This window comes from Opitutaceae bacterium (assembly GCA_041395105.1).
Lineage (GTDB): Bacteria > Verrucomicrobiota > Verrucomicrobiia > Opitutales > Opitutaceae > B12-G4.
Window position 1 is genome coordinate 140,020 of record JAWLBB010000008.1, and the last position, 18,148, is coordinate 158,167.

Genomic DNA, 18,148 nt, shown 5'->3' on the forward strand with positions numbered 1-18,148 from the left:
CGAATTTCTCGAATGCATGTTTTGACCGACATTCCGCTGATCTGGGTGTTCTGGTGGTATGGAGCCTGGAGTCTGGTCACATTGGTGGTTTATGGATGGGACAAGCGGGCGGCCGGGAAGTCCCGCTGGCGGGTTCCTGAGCGGCGGCTCCATCTGCTGGCGGCGGTCGGTGGGATTCCTGGGGCGATCCTGGCCCAGCAGGTTTTTCGTCACAAGAATCGGAAGGCCGGGTTTCAATTCGTGACCGGATGGATCGTTGCAGTGCATATCATTCTGATGGTGATGTATTTCTGGAAACGATCAGGCAATTGAGGGCATCCTGGCCGGATTCCGTCGCGTTTGGAATCCAGGGTAAAAACCCCAGTTCAGTGTGGACAAAACACTGGATTCTCCTTAGGTGTTTCTACTCAGAGGGGTTTGGAATTATGGCGAATGGTGGCTTCCTATTTTATCGGGTTGTCGGGGAGAACGGCGCCTTGCTGGATCGTATCCTTGCGGTCTTTGATCGGCAGGGAAATCGTCCTTGGGAGTATGATGGGCGGGCGCGCGAAGGATCGTCGAAATCGCTTTCGGTCGAAGGCGTGGCAGAGTTGCCGGTGAACGAGGGCTGGTGCGTGACGGAGACGTCGATCCCCCTTGATTACCTGAGAAGTCGGTGTGTCCCGATTCCCGAGAACGAAGCCCGGCGTCTGGGTGCCCATCTTTTTGAATTTCTCGACCGAACGCTGACCACGAACGGCAGCGGCCGGCGTTGAGTTTCCGACCCTGATTTGCCGAGGGGACAGGTCTGTCTCCGGGCATGCGGGTGTCGGACCAGGATTCCGCGGACTCAGCCTCTTTTTTTGAATTGGCGGCGGATCGGCTTTGGGCAAGGCTCGACGGTATGCGCACCCGTCGTCGATCCCGCCAGCCGGAGGAGTTCCAGATGGCGCCGATGATCGACATGGTCTTTCTCCTCCTGGTCTTCTTCATGTGCGTCAGCTCCCTCGCCCAGGCAACCAAGACCGTGCCGGTCGAGTTGCCGGAGTCAGGGGAGAGCGAGGTCCCTGACGACCTGAGCAACCGAGGAATTGTATCTGTCATGCGGGATGGTTCGGTCTTTGTCGGCGCATCGCCGGTCACCCTCGACCGACTCGGTTCCCGATTGCGCAGTGAGCTTGGACGGCAGCCGGATCTGAAAATCCAGGTTCGCGCGGACGGCGATGCCCCGTTTTCAGTGATCAAGCCGGTGCTGAAGATCTGCGGGGAGGCGGGGGCGACCGAGATCATCTATGCCACCCACCAGCTCAGGAACGGAGCCTGACCATGGCGGTTGCCTTGAGACAGCGTTCCCGCCCGAGGCCGGCTGTGCCGATTGCGCCGATGATCGACGTGGTTTTCCTTCTCCTTATTTACTTCATGGTGAGTGCGTCACTGCAGCGCCAGGAGGCGGACATTTCGTTCGGACTGCCCGGGACGGTCGAACAGTCGGATCCACTCGATCTGCCGGACGAGCAGATCATCGAGATCCGCGCTGACGGACAGATTGTGGTCAATGAGTTCGGATATGGTCTGGCCACGGCAGTGCGCCTGACCGATCTCGCGGCCATGCTTTCCCGCTTCCGGCAATCCGCCGAAGCCAACCGGGTCGATGCCTCGGTCACGATTGCCCCGGAAGAAACCGTGCCTCACCAGTGGGGCATCCGGGTCATGGACGCCTGCGCCTCGGCCGGGATTCATGCCATCGCCTTTGCGGTGGACGAGTGAGGTAGCGGGCTTTGAAGAGCGGCTGGCCGCCCTACGGGGCAGTCGGAGCCGTGTCTTCCTGGGGAGACTCGCCGACAAAGCGGTAGGCGGATTTGAAGATCAGCTCGATCTTGCCGACAAAGATGACGATGCGGATCTGGCCGGTGAGAGGATCGTCGGGGTAGGCCCGGCCTTCGATCCTTCGTTCCTTGGAGTTCTGATTGACGGCCTGTCCGGTGAAGGAGATGACCCCACCGGCTTCGAGTTGACGGAGCGACTCGGAAGAAACCTCTATGCGGATGGACCCCGCCTCGCTGAAGAAGAAGAAGGGAAGAACACTGGCGGAGTAGGTGGACTCGTAGCCGGTTTCGGTGCGTTGAAAGGTCCCGGATTCGAGCCGGATCCGCATGGCCGGGGTGTCCTTGGCGTTGGCCGAGTCGACCGTGACGGCGCGGAATTCGGGTCGCTCGGCGACCAGACTGGACTCAGCCTTCATGGCCGGGAGGGTGAAGAGGGTGATCCCCGCGAGGAGAAGCAGGCAACGTTGGAAATGGTCGGACACGAGCAATCGGCAATACAGGCAGGCAATCTTTCGTCGCGGTTGGTTGGGATCAAGCCTCTTTGAGCGGGGGGCGGAGTGGGGACTCCCTGAAAGGACAGGGAGAGTGGAAGAATGAAAGGGGGAGCCGGTGTTGACAGGGTAGAGCTGGTCGTCCCGGGCCAGCTGCGAAGCATCCGGTGGAACCCCATCGGGTTGCCATAGCGACAATCCGCGGCGCGTCAGGGCCGCTGCGCCCTGGCGTGAGTGGATCCGCAGGGTTGCGACCTCCTGCCTTTGAATCTTTCGCATTGCCATGGGGTGGGGCGGATCTGACGCTCGGATTCATGGCAAAGGAATCTCAAGCGACGTGGGGTGGGCGGTTCAAGGCGGGACCGGCGGAACTGATGCTGGCGTTCAGCGAGTCGGTTTCTTTCGACTGTCGACTGGCTCTTTTTGACATCGAGGCCAGCCAGGCCCATGCCGCCATGCTGGAAAAGGTCGGTCTTCTCACCGCAGCCGAGCACAGGGCGATCCGAGCGGGCCTGCGGGTGATCGGCGAGGAGATTCGGGCAGGGGAATTCGAGTGGCAGATTCGTTTCGAAGACGTTCACATGAACATCGAGCAGGCCCTGACGGCCCGCGTCCCGGCCGCAGCCAAGCTGCACACAGCCCGGAGCCGCAACGACCAGGTCGCCACGGATATCCGGCTATTCCTGAAGGACGCCTGCGGCGGGATCCAGACCCGGATCCGCACCCTGCAGCGGGTTATTCTGGAGGTGGCGGATCGCCATCGCGCCATTCTGATCCCCGGTTTCACGCACCTGCAGCGAGCCCAGCCGGTCTCGGTCGCCCACCACCTTCTGGCCTACCTGGAAATGCTGGAGCGCGACCATGAGCGGTTCACCGTGGCGACCGACCATGCCAATTGGTGTCCGTTGGGTGCCGGCGCCCTCGCCGGGACCACTCTGCCGATTGACCGGAACTTCACTGCGATCGCCTTGGGATTTGTCGACCGCAAGGGGCGCCCGCGGGTTACCCGCAACAGCATGGATTCGGTGGCGGACCGGGATTGCCTGATCGAGTTCGCATCTGCCTGCGCCCTGACCGGATTGCATCTTTCCCGGATGGCGGAGGACGTCATCCTCTGGTGTTCTCAGGAATTCGGGTTCGCCCGAGTCGGTGATGCCTTTTCAACCGGCTCGAGCCTGATGCCACAGAAGCGCAACCCCGATTCGTTCGAGTTGATCCGGGGCAAGTCGGCGCGGCTGCAGGGTAACCTGACGAGCCTCCATGTCATGGCCAAGGGGCTGCCGTTGACCTACAACCGGGATCTGCAGGAGGACAAGGTCCCAATCTTTGATTCCTTCGACCAGACGGCCATCTGCCTCGACGTGGCGTCGGGTGCCTTTGAGACGATGGTCATTGATCCATTCCGCTGCGCGGCTGCGGTGACCGATCCGGCCCTCCTGGCGACCGACCTCGCGGATTACCTGGTGGAGAAAGGCGTGCCCTTCCGTGAGGCCCACCACGCGGTCGGCGCGCTCGTCGGCGCGGCGGAGGCGGAGCATGTCGCGCTCAACGCGGTCGATGACGAGCGGGCCGCCCGTATCCATCCCAAGCTGACAAAGGATTGGCGGGAGGTTTTTGACCTGCAGAAGGCGATGGCAAAACGCAAGGGAATCGGGATGCCCGGTCCCTCACGGGTGGCCGGGGAAGTCCGGCGCTGGCGCCGCTATCTCGGTGTCGGCTGAACCGCAGGCAGTCGCCGAGGCTGACGGATCCCTCTCGCTGAAGCCCTTCCGCGCGGCGCTGGGGTTTGGGTTCTTCAACGCCCTGAGCTGGCAGATTGCCCTGGGGACGCCCATGGTCCTGTTCTGTGAACGCCTGGGGGCGTCTACCTTCGAAGTGGGTCTGGCCTACGCCTTCGTATTCCTGATGACGCCGCTGCAGATCCTGACCACGGCCGGGGTTTCCCGCTTCGGTTTCAAGGCTGTCATGCTGACGGGGTGGGGACTGCGCAGCCTCTTCCTGTTGATTCCCCTGGGGATTGCGGTGGCGGCGCCGGAGGAGGGCAGCCGGACCCTGGTGCGTCTGCTGATCGGTTCGGTCTTCTTCTTCTGTCTCTTCCGCTCGCTCGGAGTGGCGGCCTGGTTGCCGTGGCTCTACACGCTTCTGCCGGAGCGGATCCGGGGCCGTTATTTTGCCACCGACCAGATCGTGGCCGGCGTTGCCGGGGCCGGCACCCTGCTTCTTTGTGCCATTCTCTTCCGGGTTCTGCCTCTCTACGAGGCTTTCCGTATCGAGTATCTGGTGGCGATCTGCGGCTCGGTGCTCAGCTTCATCTCGCTTTACCGACTGCCCAGTCCGACTCCACCGGAAAGCCTGAATCTCGCAGCTGTTCTTCATGAATCTCCGGGCATCGTGGCCCGTTCCGGCCCGTTTCGGCGTCTGCTTCTCATTGGCGTCTGGTTTGCGGTCACGGTGACGCCGATCCCGCCCTTCTGTGCCTACTTCCTCAAGGCCGGACCGGGGTTCTCCGCCTCCCATATCCTTGTCCTGACCACCCTTCAGTATGCCGGAGCGATTTCGGGAGCGCTTCTCATCCGGTCCCGCATCGATCACCTGGGTCCCCGGCCCTTCTTCCGCATGGCTCTGACGATCTATGCCCTGGTGGCGGTCTACTGGCTTTTCTTTCTAGGAGGGCAGGTATCCGGTTCACCGGGACTGCATGGCGCGTATTTCATGTTGGGATTGGCGGCTTCGATGTGGTTTTCGGCCAACCTCAACTATCTGCCGCAGGTGGTGGAACCCGGCAAACGCGCCCTGATGGTGGCGATCCACAGCGCGGGCATCGCCCTGAGCGGCGGCCTGGCGCCCATTGTCTGGGGGGGCTTTCTGCGGGGGACGGATCCGGTGGCGTCGGTCGATGTCGGGGTTTTCCGGATTTTCTTCGCGGCGGTGATCGTGAGTGTGATCGGGCTTTTTGCCTTTGTCGGGCGACTGCCACGGAATGCGACCTGGAGCGGGGAGCGTCTGCCCGGCGTATTGGCATTCCGTCCGTTTCGGGCCATGACCAATCTGGTTGGGCTGGGTGAGTCGGGATGGGCAAGGGAAGGTGCGAAAGGCAAAGTCGAGTGACCCATGGGGGACGGGTTAGTCCTTGTCATTTTCCTTCATTTGTCAGGGATTCATCTTCCTCTATGGGTGTGATCCGCGTGCTGCCAGATCGAGTGGCCAATCAAATCGCCGCCGGCGAGGTGATTGAACGGCCCGCGTCCATTGTGAAGGAATTGGTGGAGAACAGCCTGGATGCGGGGGCGACCCGAATCGAGGTCGAATACGCCAGCGGGGGCCGCAGTCTGATCCGGGTCGAGGACAACGGACGGGGCATGAGCCGCGACGACGCCCTGCTTTCCATCGAACGGCACGCGACGAGCAAAATCCGGGAGGCAACGGACCTGGATCGGGTGATCAGCTTCGGCTTTCGGGGGGAGGCCCTGCCTTCCATTGCAAGCGTCTCGCATTTTGTGCTTCGCTCGCGGGCCGAAGGGGAGGAGTCCGGGACCGAGATCGTGATCGACGGGGGCAAGCTTCTTCATGTCCGGGACTGCGGGATGCCGGTGGGAACGCGAATCGTGATCACCCGGCTCTTCAACACGGTCCCGGCCCGTCGGAAATTCCTGAAATCGGATCGGACCGAGGCCGGGCACATCGTGCAGTCCGCCCGGTTGTATGCCCTGGCCTCACCGGGAGTGGCTTTCAACCTGATCGAGGATCGACGGCCGGTCTTCCAATCGCCGGTCTGTCCCGACCTTCTCGAGAGGGTGACAGAGATCTTTGGCCGGCAGATTGCGGAGCTGGTGGTGCCGGTCGCAGGTGCCGAGGGCGATCTGAGGATCGAAGGCCTGCTGGGCCGTCCCGGGGTGGGGCGGGGAACTCGGCATGAGATGATCACTTTCGTGAATGGACGGCCGGTCGAGAGCCGGACCCTGGCCTACGCGATTCTAGAGAGCTACCACACCCTGATTCCCAAAGGCCGCTATCCGGTTGCGTTTCTCTTTCTCTCGATCGACCCGGCCGGGGTCGATGTCAATGTGCATCCCTCCAAGCGGGAAATCCGGTTCCGGGACGAACCGCGGGTCCGCGGTTTCACCATCCGGACGGTTCTCGATGGATTGCGATCGAGCGAGACCCGGGGGACTCCCGGAGCCGTTGAACACTCGCCCGACCGGGCAGACATCTCCCGAAGCCGTCCGACGGAGCGGGCGGAGGATGTGTCCGGGCAAAGCGCGGCGCCGGGGTCCGCGACTCCGGTTCGATCCGGGGCCTTGCCCGGTCCCTCCCGGGTGATTGCGCGTCCGCGGCCGCCGGAGCCGCCGGTGGGGAGGACGGAGCCGGTCGCCGTGCCGCCGCGGCCTTCGATTCAGCCGGTGGATTGGGTTCTGATCGGGTCCCTGCAGGCGACCTATCTCCTTTTTGAGACGGGGGCGGGGTTGGTCCTGCTTGACCATCGGGCGGCCGAGCAGCGCATCTGGTTTGAACGGCTCATGCGGGAATTCCGGGAGGGGGAGGCGGCGGGCCAGCGTCTGCTCTTTCCCATCCCGGTCGAATTCGACCCGATCGGCGGGACCATCGTGGTCGATCATCTGGAGTTTTTCGGCAGTCATGGCTTCGAGGTGGCGCCCTTCGGCCGGAACACCTTTCGGCTCGAGAGTGTCCCGGTCTGGCTGAAGCCGGAGCGGGCCGAGGATTTTCTGCGGGACCTGGTCGGCCTGATTCGACAGGGGAGCCTCTCCAGCCGGAAACCCGATCTGGCGGCGGAAGCACTTGCCCGGATGGCCTGCAGGCGACTGACGGACAGTCTCAAGATTCCCGGCGCGGAAGAAGCGGCCGGGTTGATCCGAGCCCTATTTGCCTGCTCGGTTCCCCAGTCGGACCCATCGGGACGGCCCACCTACATCGAGCTGGATTCCGGTGAATTGAACAGGCGTTTTCACAAAGGGCGCGCAACCTCGACGGACGCTCTCTTCTGACCCTGAGAATCGGCAATCCGGGCGATTGTCGGTCCTGACGGCACTCCATCTGCTTCAGTTCCTGCCGATCTTCAATCTGGGGAATTCCCTTTTCACCACGCGAAAAACCATTCATTCCACTTTGCTCCATGGCCACAGCAACCAGGAAATCACCGAAAAAGAAGGCTGCCGCAAACAGCTTCAAGTTCTCCACCGGTGAATCGGTCGAGGAAATCAAGCTCTCGATCTGCAATCATCTCAAATACACCCTGGCGCGCGATCCGCATACGGCGACGCTGCGCGACTGGTGGATCTCGACCTCGATGGCGGTGCGCGATCGCATCATCGAGCGGATGATCCGCACCCAGGGCACCCACCACAACAAGAACGCCCGGCGGGTCTATTACCTTTCGCTCGAGTACCTGATGGGACGCCTGCTGGTGAACAACCTGATCAATTCCGGCATTTACGATCAGACCCGTGACGCCCTGTCCGAACTTGGTCTCGATTTCGAGGAGATCCGGGAGGAGGAGGTCGACATGGGTTTGGGCAATGGAGGTCTCGGCCGGCTGGCGGCCTGTTTCCTCGATTCGATGGCCACGCTTGATCTGCCCGCCATCGGCTACGGCATCCATTACGAATTCGGCCTGTTTCGCCAGGAGTTCGTCGACGGTCATCAAGTGGAGCATCCGGACAACTGGACGGTATTCGGAACGCCCTGGGAGATCGTCCGTCCCGAATACACGGTCCGGGTCCAACTCTACGGTCGGGTCGAAAACGTCTTCGACGACCGCGGCAATGTCCGTCCCCGGTGGGTGGACACGCAGTATGTGCTGGGGGTGCCCTACGACATCCCGATCTGCGGTTACGAGACGAACACGGTCAACTTTCTCCGCCTCTGGGCCTCCCGGTCGTCCGAGGAGTTCGACCTCGATGTCTTCAACGAGGGCGGTTATGTCGAGGCGGTCCGGGAAAAGGCGGTCGGCGAGACCGTGTCGAAGGTCCTTTACCCGAACGACAAGACGGAAAACGGCAAGGAGCTCCGGCTGGTCCAGCAGTACTTCTTCGTCAGCTGTTCACTGCGGGACATCATCCGCCGCTACCGCACGAGCAACAGCGGTTGGGAAGGCTTTGCCGGCAAGGTGGCCCTGCAACTCAACGACACCCACCCGGCGGTGGCGGTCGCGGAGTTGATGCGGATCCTCGTCGATGAGGAAATGCTGGAATGGTCCCATGCCTGGTCGATCGTCACGCAGACATTCGGCTACACCAATCACACCCTGCTCCCCGAAGCGCTGGAGAAGTGGGGCGTGCCGCTCTTTGAGCGGATCCTTCCGCGGCACTTGCAGATCATCTACCGGATCAATTCGGAATTGATGGAGACAGTCGAAGAGAAGTGGCCGGGCGATGTCTCCAAGAAGCAGGTTCTGTCGCTGATCGAGGAAAACGGCAGCAAGATGATCCGGATGGCCAACCTGGCGGTGGTCGGCAGCCATTCCGTCAACGGGGTCGCCGCCATTCATTCCCAGCTGATCAAAAGTCACCTCTTTCCGGAATTCGCCGAGCTCTATCCGGATCGGTTCAACAACAAGACGAACGGGATCACCCCACGCCGCTGGCTGCTCGCCTGCAACCGGCGTCTCGCCCAGTTGATCACTTCACGGATCGGGGATGGCTGGCCCAAGGACCTCAATCTGCTCAGGAAGCTGGAGCCGCTGGCCGACGACCCCGATTTCCAGCGGGAGTTCATGGCGATCAAGCATGCCAACAAAGTGGACCTGTCCAAGGTCATCGCGGACGAATGCGGGGTATCGGTCGATCCGAACGCCATCTTCGATGTTCAGATCAAGCGTCTCCATGAATACAAGCGGCAGCATCTCAATCTGCTCCATATCCTGACCCTCTACCGCAGTCTGCTTCAGAATCCCGACCTCGACATCGCTCCGCGGGTCTTCATTTTTGCGGCCAAGGCCGCCCCGGGCTACGAACTGGCCAAGACGATCATCCATGCGATCAACGCGGTGGGGGCCGTCATCAACACCGATGTGCGGATCAAGGGCAAGCTGAAGGTCGTCTTCCTGCCCAATTACCGGGTATCCCTGGCGTCCCGGATCATTCCGGCGGCCGACGTTTCGGAGCAGATCTCGACGGCGGGCAAGGAAGCTTCAGGAACCGGTAACATGAAGCTGGCGCTGAACGGAGCTGTCACCATCGGGACCCTCGATGGTGCCAACATCGAGATCGGCGAGGAAGTGGGTGACGACAATATCTTCATCTTCGGACTGACCGTTGAGGAGGTTCAGAATCTGGTGGCCGAGGGCTATGACAACTGGTCCTGCTACTTCAAGAACGAGAACCTCAGGCACGTCGTCGATTGGATCGGTTCGGACTACTTCACACCTGTCGAGCGGGGAAGCCTGACTTCACTCAGGCAGAGTCTTCTTGAACGGGGCGATCCGTTTCTCGTCCTCGCGGATTATGCGGCCTACTGTGCCTGCCAGGAGCGGGTCGACGAGGCCTATAAGGATCCGGTCCGTTGGGCCCGCATGGCCATCCTCAATACCGCGCGGGTGGGCAAATTCTCCAGTGACCGGACGATCAGCCAGTATGCGCGTGAGATCTGGAAACTTGACCCGGTGCGGGTTCGGTGATCACGGTTTCCTGAGATCGCCCCCAGTTTGTCCTTTTCGGGAACCCCTCGGCCTCTGCGGGGTCTGGACGGGCGACCCACCGAACCGTCATGTACCGTTGTCACTCAATCATCCCATTCCTGCTCGCTCTGGTTTCGACTGCCGGCTTCTCGGCTGACCGTCCGGTCCATTATCAGACCCTGACCGGTTTTGACAATCCCATCAGTTGCGCCTTCGACCTGAGCGGCGACCTCCTTTTCGTCGTCAATTCCGCCCGTGGTGAGTACGGCTGGGTGTCGGGTCGTGGGGCGGTCAGCAAAGTGGCCGTGGCTGCCGATGGCACCCTTTCCATGATCGATGACCGTTTTGTGACCGGCCTCGGAGGTCCCATGGGCATCGCAATCCTTCCGGTGGAGATTGGTCGTTTTGCCGCCGGGACGATCTTTGTCAGCCAGGGTGGCGCGTGGGTGGTCAATCGATCGGGCGAGCTTGTCCGGAACACCTTTGATCTGGAAACCGGGGTCTTTGCCATTGATCCGGAATCGGGTCGGATAGTCGGCAAATTGCTGATGGGTCCCGGGACGAGATTTTCGCAATCACTCGGTCACGGGGTGGTCAACCCGTTGGGTATCTGCTTCAACCCCGCCGGCGATCTCTTTGTGTGCGATGGCGGCTCGGGCGGACCCAATCTATCCCCTCCGGTGGATGGACGGGCCGGGATCATCCGAATCCCGGCGGATCAGCTCGATTCCGTCGCGGCCGGGAACGGAGCCGAGGGCCTCGATTTCCTCGGGGTGGCCAATGGGCCGACCACTCTCTTCTGGCACGCCGCCAGCAACAGTCTGATGGCGACGACCGGGAGCGGCATGGGACCTCTCGGGGGCGCGGTTTTCCGGTTGCCGCGCGGCGATTTCTCAGAGCGAGGGTCGGTCGAGACGGTTGGCAGTGGCCTGACGGCGGTCGCCGGTGCGTTCATCACGCCCGCGGGAACCGCGATCGCCATCGTCAATTCGGGCGAGATCCGGCGGATTCGATCAAAGGAAAAGTCCAAGGATATCCGTCTCAGACCCGAACTTTACCTGGTGACCCCGGGAGCACCGGCGGCGAAGACCCTGCCGGACGGTCGGATCATGACAGTCATTCCCGAGCAGGCCGGCGGCGGAATCGCCGACTGGCATCAGCAGGTTCAGGTCATTCTTTTCCCTTCCGAAACCTGAAGGCTTTCTCCGATTTCGTCACTTTGGAGAACGCCTCTTAGGTTGCCATTTGACGGTGGCTTCATACCGTCGGGCGGAAATGGTAACTTTCGGCGTTCCCAAGGAAATCAAGGTCGGAGAGACTCGTGTATCGATGACACCGACGGTCTGTCGCCGGGTGACGGCGATGGGCGCCCATGTCGTCATTCAGAAATCAGCCGGCCAGTTTGCCGGATTCACCGATGCGGAGTATGAGGCGGCCGGCGCCCGGGTGGTGAGCACGGCCAAGCGGGTCTTCGATCAGGCGGACCTCATTCTCAAGGTCAAGGAGCCTCTGGAACCGGAGTATGAACTGCTGCGTGACGGGCAGGCCCTGTTCACCTATCTTCACCTAGCCGCCTGCCTTCCGCTCGCCCGATGCCTGCTCAGGCGCAATATTCTTGGCATCGCCTATGAGACGGTGGAGTCCCAGGACGGCAGTCTTCCACTGCTCAAACCGATGTCGCAGATCGCCGGGCGGCTTTCCGTCCAGATCGGCGCTTTCTTTCTGCAGAGTCAGCACGGGGGGTCCGGGGTCCTGTTGGGCGGAGTGCCGGGAACCAATCCGGGTCGGGTGACCATCCTCGGGGCCGGGAATTCAGGGGCCCACGCCTGCCGGATCGCCGTGGGAATGGGCGCCCAGGTGACCCTGCTGGATATCGACAGTCGAAAGCTGGACTTTCTGGACTCCGAATATCAGGGCCGGGTGGTCACTCTCCTGGCCAATCCGGGAAATATCGAAAAGGCGGTCGCTTCGGCCGATCTCCTGATCGGCGCGGTCCTCATCCCGGCTGCCAAGGCTCCGGTCATTGTTTCCGCCGACATGGTCCGGGCGATGCGTCCCGGAAGCGTCATCGTCGACATCGCGGTTGATCAGGGAGGGTGCATCGAGACGATCAGTCCGACCTCGGTCGAAAAGCCGACCTACAAACGAAGCGGGGTTGTCCACTATGCGGTGCCCAATATGCCGGCTCTGGTGGGGCGAACCTCGACCATCGCGTTGACCCAGGCGACCGAACCCTTCGTCGTGGCCATCGCGGAGAAGGGGCTGAGCCGCGCTCTTGAAGAGGTGCGGGGCCTGGCCAAAGGCATCAACACCATGGGCGGCCGGGCGATTCATCCGCAGATCTCGAATCTGCTGGGCACGTGACGGCCGAAGCCCGCGGGACGCGGCCTCCGGAACGGGGGTCGGTACCCGAATATTCCGTCGTCATCCCGGCCTACAATGAAGAACGCCGTCTGCCGCCCGCCCTGCGTGAGTTGACCGATTACGGGAACGCCCGGGGGACGGATTTCGAGGTGATCGCGGTGGTGGAGCGATCCCGCGACCGCACCCTGCAGCGGGCGGTCGAGGTGGCGGCCCGGCGTCCGCCGGTCCGGGTGATCGACAACCCGATCCATCGCGGCAAGGGCTATGCCGTGAGGACCGGCGTGCACCGGGCCCGTGGCGGAATCATCTTCGTCATGGATGCCGACCTGAGCGTGCCGGTCAATCATGTGGGCTACTTCCTCGACCGGTTCGCGGAGGACCCCGGGATTGACCTCCTCGTCGGCAACCGACAACATCCCGACAGCCTGATTACCCGGCGGCAATCCCGCGTCCGCGAAATGATGGGCAAGTCGTTCAACCGCATTGTACGAATATTTGGATACAGCAGGATGTTGGATACGCAATGCGGATTCAAGGCCTATCGGAGCAATGCGGCCCGGGCCATCTTCGAACGCCAGATGCTCGACGGGTTCGTCTGCGACCTCGAGGCCATCATGCTGGCCGAGACCATGGGCTTCCGGGTGGTCGAGATGCCGGTGCGCTGGGTCAATTCGCCGGAATCGCGGGTCCGTCTCTTCGTCGACAGCCTGCACATGCTCCTCGACCTCCTGCGCCTGCGCCGTCTGGTCCGGCAGACTCTCAGGGACCACCCTTATCCGGACGGAACGGCGGGGACTCCATTGCCCGGGTCGCCTGCGGAAGCCGATGCAGAACGTGTAAGGGAATAATGGATACAATAGCCGACGACAGGACGCGGTGCCGGTGGGCGGGGGATGACCCGCTCTACCGGTCCTATCACGACGAAGAGTGGGGTGTGCCGGTGCGTGATGACCGGCTTCTCTTTGAGTTTCTCATTCTGGAAGGGGCCCAGGCCGGGCTGAGCTGGATCACGGTGCTGCGGAAGCGAGCGCACTACCGCAAGGTATATGACGGATTCGATCCGGAGAAGATCGCCCGTTGGTCGCCGGCCAGGCAGGAGAGGCTGCTGCAGGATCCGGGCATCATCCGGAATCGCCTGAAGGTGGCCTCGGCGGTGGGCAATGCCCGGGCGGTTCTTCAGTTGCGGGAGAGGGGAGTGACGCTGACGGACTTCCTCTGGGATTTTGTGGAGGGCGCGCCGATTCAGAACCGGTGGGCATCGATGAAGTCGGTGCCGGCCACGACCGATGAGTCCGACCGGATGAGCCGCGAATTGAAACGACTTGGCTTCAGGTTCGTGGGTTCCACCATCTGCTACGCGTTCATGCAGGCGGTGGGCATGGTCAACGACCACACGATCGACTGTTTCCGGCACGGGGAACTCGGCCCCCCGGAAGCGTCCTGAGGCGCCTTCAACAAAACGCCCGCCCCGCGAAGGGCGGGACGGGCGTCTTTGTCGAACCTCGAAACGAAAGTCACTCAATCATCTTTGAGAGCTCGCCGAGGAAGGGTTGCGGCCCGCCGTCCCGATAGGAGAGGCGGCCGATGATCCGGCCCTGACTGTCGGTCACGACAATGGCCGGATATCCAGAAATATCATACTTTTTCTGCAGGGCGCGGTTGTGCTTGATCTGCGACTCGGGCAGTTGGTAGGAACGGGGAAAGGCGAGCTTGAGCAGGACGAGGTGATCCTCGGCATAACGGGCGAATTCCGGGGTGTTGAAGATCTCGTCCTCCATCTTCTGGGACCAGACACACCAGTCCGATCCGGTGAAGAACATGAAGACCGGGCGGTTTGTCTTGAGGGACATTTCCATCGCTTCGGTCTCGTTCGTCATCCAGGCGATCGGATCGGTTCCGGCAACTCCCGCGGTGCCTGCGCCGGCGGCGAAGGCAAGGATGGCGGTGAGTTGGCGGACTGTATTCATTTTCGAATGATTCGGCTCCGGCGGCGGGGTGGCCCGGAAGGGGCCGGACGGTCATGTAGTGCTGGAACGAAGACAATGAACCGGCTTGATTTGGGAAACAATCACGAAATGCAGCCGATCCTTGATTTTGATCCGATGGCTTGACATCAAGGTAAAAAGTGTCGATTTGACACAAGTGACTTCGCCCGATCCGGCAGAAACCTTGGAGGAAATCCTCCAGCGAGCCGCCCATCGACTCGGCCAAATCAGGCGAATATGGATTCGCGAAAAGTTTCGCATGGGTGAATCTGATTTTGGAATCCTGCGCCAGCTCGGCCGATCCGGACCGATGCCGGTGTCGGCGGTTGGACGCAAGCTGTTGCTGACGAGTGGTTCGATCACGACAGCGGTGGATCGGATGGTGCGCCGTGGCATGGTGGTCCGGTCCGTTCCTCCGACCGATCGACGCAGGGTCCTGGTCGGCCTGACACCCGGGGGGCAGGCCCTGCTCAAGGCCATGCTCCCGGCCTACCGGACCTTGATGGAGGAGGCATTTTCGTCCTTGAGCGTGGTCGAAAAGTCACAATTGGCCGTTCTGCTTGGGAAATTGTAAATTTTTCGTGGATCGAACGGATCGGGTCTTCCAGGATCGACGTCTTATGCAAATTGATTTTCGGACGGCGACGCCGTTGGAACGCTACAAGATCCTGACCGCCGTGGTTGTTCCCCGGCCGATTGCCTGGATCACCACGGTTGACCGCAAGGGGCGGATCAACGCGGCGCCTTTCAGTTTCTTCAACGCGGTCGGAGCGGATCCTGCGCTGGTAGCGATCGGGATCGGCAACCGGGGCGGGGGCGTCCCCAAGGACACGGTCATCAATATCCGGGATACCGGTGAATTCGTGATCAACCTGGTGACTGACCTCAATGCCGCTGCGATGAATGTGACGGCTGCGGAGTTCGCTCAAGGGGTGAATGAACTCGAGAAGGCGGGGCTGACCACGCTGCCGTCGATCCAGGTGGCGGCGCCACGGATTGCCGAATCACCGGTTCATCTGGAGTGTCGCGAAGTCCAGACGATCGAGATCGGGCGGAGCCGCATTCTCATCGGCGAAGTCGTCGAGGTGCACATCGACGACGCCTGTTACGACGCCGGGAAGGGCTATGTGGCCACCGAGAAGCTGGCTGCCGTCGGGCGCATGCACGGACGGGGCTGGTATGCCCGGACATCCGATCTCTATGAGATCCCCCGGATTACGCCTGAGGATCTTGAGCACTGAGCGGTTCCGGCTTTCCCGGCAGCTTGAGCATTGTGATCCCGGTAAAGCCGTAGAGGATGGAAATTGCGGGGTTGATCAGGTTGAGGAAGGCGTAGGGCAGATAGGCGAAGGGAAAGACGCCGAGGGTGGCCCACATATAGGCGCCGCAGGTGTTCCATGGGACGAGCGGCGAGGACAGCGTGCCGCCGTCCTCGAGGCACCGCGACAGGTTGCGGGGATCGAGACCCTGCCGATGAAAGGCCTCCCGGTACATCCTCCCCGGAACCACCACGGAGAGGTACTGGTCTGGGGCGATGAAGTTCATGCCGACACAGGTCAGCACGGTTGCGGTGACGAGGGAGCCGGTGGAGTGGACCGCTTTGAGGATGGCTCCGGCGATGACGGCGAGCATTCCGGTGCGTTCCATCAAGCCACCGAAGGCTAGCGCACAGATGATCAGGGCGACGGTTGAGAGCATGCTTTCCATGCCGCCCCGGCTGAGCAGACCATCAACGGCCCCCACGCCGGTTTCGGAAATGACGCCGTTCTGGGCAACGTCCATGACCATGGCGAGCGAGACTCCCTGGACGGCCATGGCAGTGATACCCCCGATGACGGCGCCGAGCAGCAGGGCGGGGAGGGCCGGTACCCGCAGGATAACCATGACAATGACGAGAAGCGGCGGAATGAGCAGCCACGGAGAGATCCGGTAATGACGGTCCAGGGTGTCCAGGATGGTCTGGATGCCCTCGAGTGAGACCGTCCCACTATTGTCGTGGCGGAGGCCGAGCAGGAGGTAGAGTATCAGGGCGATGACCAGACTGGGCCCGGTCGTGTAGGTCATGTGCCGGACATGGGAGAAGAGATCGGTCCCGGCCACTCCGGGTGCCAGATTGGTCGTATCGGAGAGGGGCGACATCTTGTCGCCGAAATAGGCGCCCGAGATGATCGCTCCAGCCACCATGGGCAGCGGGAAACCCAGCCCCTGTCCGACCCCGATCAGGGCGATTCCGACCGTGCCGGCGGTTGACCAGGAACTGCCGGTCGAGAGTGAGATGAGGGCGCAGATGATGCAGGTGGTCGGAAGGAAGACCGATGGGGCAATCAGCTTCAGTCCGTAGGTGATCATGGTCGGGACGATCCCGCTGGCGATCCAGGTCGCGATGAGCATTCCGATGACGAGGAGGATGAGGCAGGCGGGTAGGGCGACGACGATGCCGTCGGTGATCCCCCGTTGCATCTCGTTCCACCCATAGCCCAGCCGGAGGCTGAAGAGCCCCGAAAGCACGGTCCCGAAGATGAGCGGGATATGGGGTGAGAGTCCGGCTTCAACCAGACTGCCGATCAGGGGCAGGCGTCCGAGGAATCCCAGAAAGCCGGTCAGAACCGGCATTTCGGGGATCTCGGTGGCGTTGACCACGGAGAGGCCCAGGAAAAAGATCATCAAGACCACGGGAACGAGGGCTTCCCACAGCTTGGGTGGTCGGATGGCGGAGGTCTTGGGAATGGCGGGAGGCTCCGGATTGAAGACCGTCTCTCAGGGATTCAGGAACTCCGCGAGTGGGGGATTCAGCAGCTCGTTGATTTCCGGGTCGTCGACATTTTCCGGTGTGACCAGGGTGACTCCGGTATCCACCATCAGATCGACGGGTTTTCCGTCGATGTGGTCGACGAGGGTTTTGACGCCGAGGTAGCCCATCTTGAAGGGATTCTGGCTGACCAGGCCCTGGAGATCTCCGTCCCGGAGGGCTCCGACCAGTTGCTCCCCGCTGTCGAAGCCGACCAGTTTGACCCGTCCGCCGGCCAGTCCGGCATCGCGCATGGCCAGAAGCATGCCGACCGAGGTTGACTCGTTCGGTGTGAAAATCCCCTGTGTTTCGCGGCCGAACCGGTTGAGCAGGTTCTGGGATGCGCGGTAGGCGGTGTCCCGGGTCGCTCCGCCGTGCTGGTCCGAGGAGATGATCCGGATACCGGGATGCCGGCCGCGCATCCGGTTGAGAAAACCGGATTCCCGCTCTTCGGTGCTGGCGGATCCCACCTGACATCGCAGCATGAGGGCATTGCCCTTTTCGCCGAGGAGTTCGGCCAGGCGGTCGGCCGCGAGTTCACCCCCGTGATAGTTGTCCGTGGCGATGAAGCTGACGATCTTGTCGGTGTTGAGTCCGGAGTCGATGATGACAACCGGGATATTCGCCTTGCCGGCGGTCTCGACCGGCCCGACGAGCGCCTGGGAATCCAGGGGGGCCAGCACCATTCCGCTGATCCGGCGTCCGATAAAATTCTCGACCACCTGGACCTGCTGCTCGCGATCGTCCTCGCGCAGGGGACCTTTCCAGATCAGGTTGATCTTGCGGCCGGAGGCGTCGAATTCCCGCCCGGCCTTGACCGCGCCGGCGTGAATGGATTTCCAGAATTCGTGACTGGTGCCCTTCGGGATGACGGCTATGGTCAATTCGTTTTTCGACGCGGCCGGCAGTCCGGTGGTGAGGACGGCAAGACCCAGGGTGAGAAGGGCGTGTTTCAGGTTCATCAGACGGCTTGGTTTTCGAATTGATGAGCTATCTCCAAGGCGGACCCGGCGCAAGTGGAAATCGGTCGGGTCGGCGATCACCGGGCTGCCGGAAGTGGTCGGCTGCCGCCGGCCATTGCC

The 18,148-nt window shown here is 62.0% G+C and carries 18 protein-coding genes; 14 read left to right on the forward strand and 4 right to left on the reverse strand.

Annotated features, from left to right (window positions below; genetic code table 11):
* The first annotated feature begins 12 nt into the window (after positions 1 to 12).
* From R3F07_18450 to R3F07_18465, 4 genes are all read left to right on the forward strand, one after another.
* Entirely contained in the window at positions 13 to 312 is a 300-nt protein-coding gene (locus R3F07_18450; GenBank protein ID MEZ5278369.1) for a DUF1294 domain-containing protein, read from the forward strand.
* Between the two features lie 113 nt (positions 313 to 425).
* Entirely contained in the window at positions 426 to 755 is a 330-nt protein-coding gene (locus R3F07_18455) for a hypothetical protein (GenBank protein MEZ5278370.1), read from the forward strand.
* Positions 756 to 883: 128 nt separating this feature from the next.
* Positions 884 to 1,303, forward strand: a complete 420-nt coding sequence (locus R3F07_18460) for a biopolymer transporter ExbD (GenBank protein ID MEZ5278371.1) — start codon at positions 884 to 886, stop codon at positions 1,301 to 1,303.
* Between the two features lie 2 nt (positions 1,304 to 1,305).
* Complete coding sequence (locus tag R3F07_18465; GenBank protein MEZ5278372.1) at positions 1,306 to 1,746, forward strand: biopolymer transporter ExbD; 441 nt, start codon at positions 1,306 to 1,308, stop codon at positions 1,744 to 1,746.
* Between the two features lie 31 nt (positions 1,747 to 1,777).
* Here the strand turns inward: R3F07_18465 and R3F07_18470 are convergent, their stop codons facing one another.
* Positions 1,778 to 2,287, reverse strand: a complete 510-nt coding sequence (locus R3F07_18470; GenBank protein ID MEZ5278373.1) for a hypothetical protein — start codon at positions 2,285 to 2,287, stop codon at positions 1,778 to 1,780.
* A 323-nt stretch (positions 2,288 to 2,610) separates the two neighbouring features.
* Between R3F07_18470 and argH the strand changes: the two genes are divergently transcribed.
* The 8 genes from argH (at position 2,611) to R3F07_18510 (ending at position 13,737) form a co-directional block, all read left to right on the forward strand.
* On the forward strand, positions 2,611 to 4,017 hold the full coding sequence (argH, locus tag R3F07_18475) for an argininosuccinate lyase (protein MEZ5278374.1): 1,407 nt from the start codon (positions 2,611 to 2,613) through the stop codon (positions 4,015 to 4,017).
* Complete coding sequence (locus tag R3F07_18480; protein MEZ5278375.1) at positions 4,007 to 5,404, forward strand: MFS transporter; 1,398 nt, start codon at positions 4,007 to 4,009, stop codon at positions 5,402 to 5,404. Before argH ends, R3F07_18480 begins: the two co-directional genes overlap by 11 nt.
* 77 nt (positions 5,405 to 5,481) lie before the next feature.
* The gene (gene mutL / locus R3F07_18485) at positions 5,482 to 7,299 is read left to right on the forward strand and encodes a DNA mismatch repair endonuclease MutL (GenBank protein ID MEZ5278376.1); all 1,818 of its coding nucleotides are present in this window, start codon (positions 5,482 to 5,484) and stop codon (positions 7,297 to 7,299) included.
* Between the two features lie 128 nt (positions 7,300 to 7,427).
* Complete coding sequence (locus R3F07_18490; GenBank protein MEZ5278377.1) at positions 7,428 to 9,929, forward strand: glycogen/starch/alpha-glucan phosphorylase; 2,502 nt, start codon at positions 7,428 to 7,430, stop codon at positions 9,927 to 9,929.
* An 89-nt stretch (positions 9,930 to 10,018) separates the two neighbouring features.
* Entirely contained in the window at positions 10,019 to 11,125 is a 1,107-nt protein-coding gene (locus R3F07_18495; GenBank protein MEZ5278378.1) for a hypothetical protein, read from the forward strand.
* Between the two features lie 55 nt (positions 11,126 to 11,180).
* Entirely contained in the window at positions 11,181 to 12,293 is a 1,113-nt protein-coding gene (gene ald / locus R3F07_18500) for an alanine dehydrogenase (protein ID MEZ5278379.1), read from the forward strand.
* A complete protein-coding gene (locus R3F07_18505; protein MEZ5278380.1) occupies positions 12,290 to 13,141 on the forward strand; it encodes a glycosyltransferase family 2 protein in 852 nt (283 codons plus the stop codon). Before ald ends, R3F07_18505 begins: the two co-directional genes overlap by 4 nt.
* Entirely contained in the window at positions 13,141 to 13,737 is a 597-nt protein-coding gene (locus R3F07_18510; GenBank protein ID MEZ5278381.1) for a DNA-3-methyladenine glycosylase I, read from the forward strand. Before R3F07_18505 ends, R3F07_18510 begins: the two co-directional genes overlap by 1 nt.
* Positions 13,738 to 13,807: 70 nt before the next feature.
* On the opposite strand, the gene R3F07_18515 is transcribed toward R3F07_18510, so the two are convergent.
* Positions 13,808 to 14,260 carry a thioredoxin family protein gene (locus R3F07_18515; protein ID MEZ5278382.1) on the reverse strand — a complete coding sequence of 151 codons (453 nt, stop codon included), beginning with the start codon at positions 14,258 to 14,260 and terminating at the stop codon, positions 13,808 to 13,810.
* A 277-nt stretch (positions 14,261 to 14,537) separates the two neighbouring features.
* On the opposite strand from R3F07_18515, the gene R3F07_18520 reads away from it, so the two are divergent.
* Entirely contained in the window at positions 14,538 to 14,852 is a 315-nt protein-coding gene (locus R3F07_18520; GenBank protein MEZ5278383.1) for a MarR family transcriptional regulator, read from the forward strand.
* A 46-nt stretch (positions 14,853 to 14,898) separates the two neighbouring features.
* Positions 14,899 to 15,519 (forward strand): flavin reductase family protein, encoded by a 621-nt coding sequence (locus R3F07_18525; GenBank protein MEZ5278384.1) that lies wholly within the window; start codon positions 14,899 to 14,901, stop codon positions 15,517 to 15,519.
* Here R3F07_18525 and nhaC read toward each other — a convergent pair.
* The gene (gene nhaC, locus R3F07_18530; protein MEZ5278385.1) at positions 15,494 to 16,942 is read right to left on the reverse strand and encodes a Na+/H+ antiporter NhaC; all 1,449 of its coding nucleotides are present in this window, start codon (positions 16,940 to 16,942) and stop codon (positions 15,494 to 15,496) included. The genes R3F07_18525 and nhaC overlap by 26 nt on opposite strands.
* 93 nt (positions 16,943 to 17,035) lie before the next feature.
* Positions 17,036 to 18,028, reverse strand: a complete 993-nt coding sequence (locus R3F07_18535) for a substrate-binding domain-containing protein (protein ID MEZ5278386.1) — start codon at positions 18,026 to 18,028, stop codon at positions 17,036 to 17,038.
* Positions 18,029 to 18,148 lie beyond the last annotated feature (120 nt).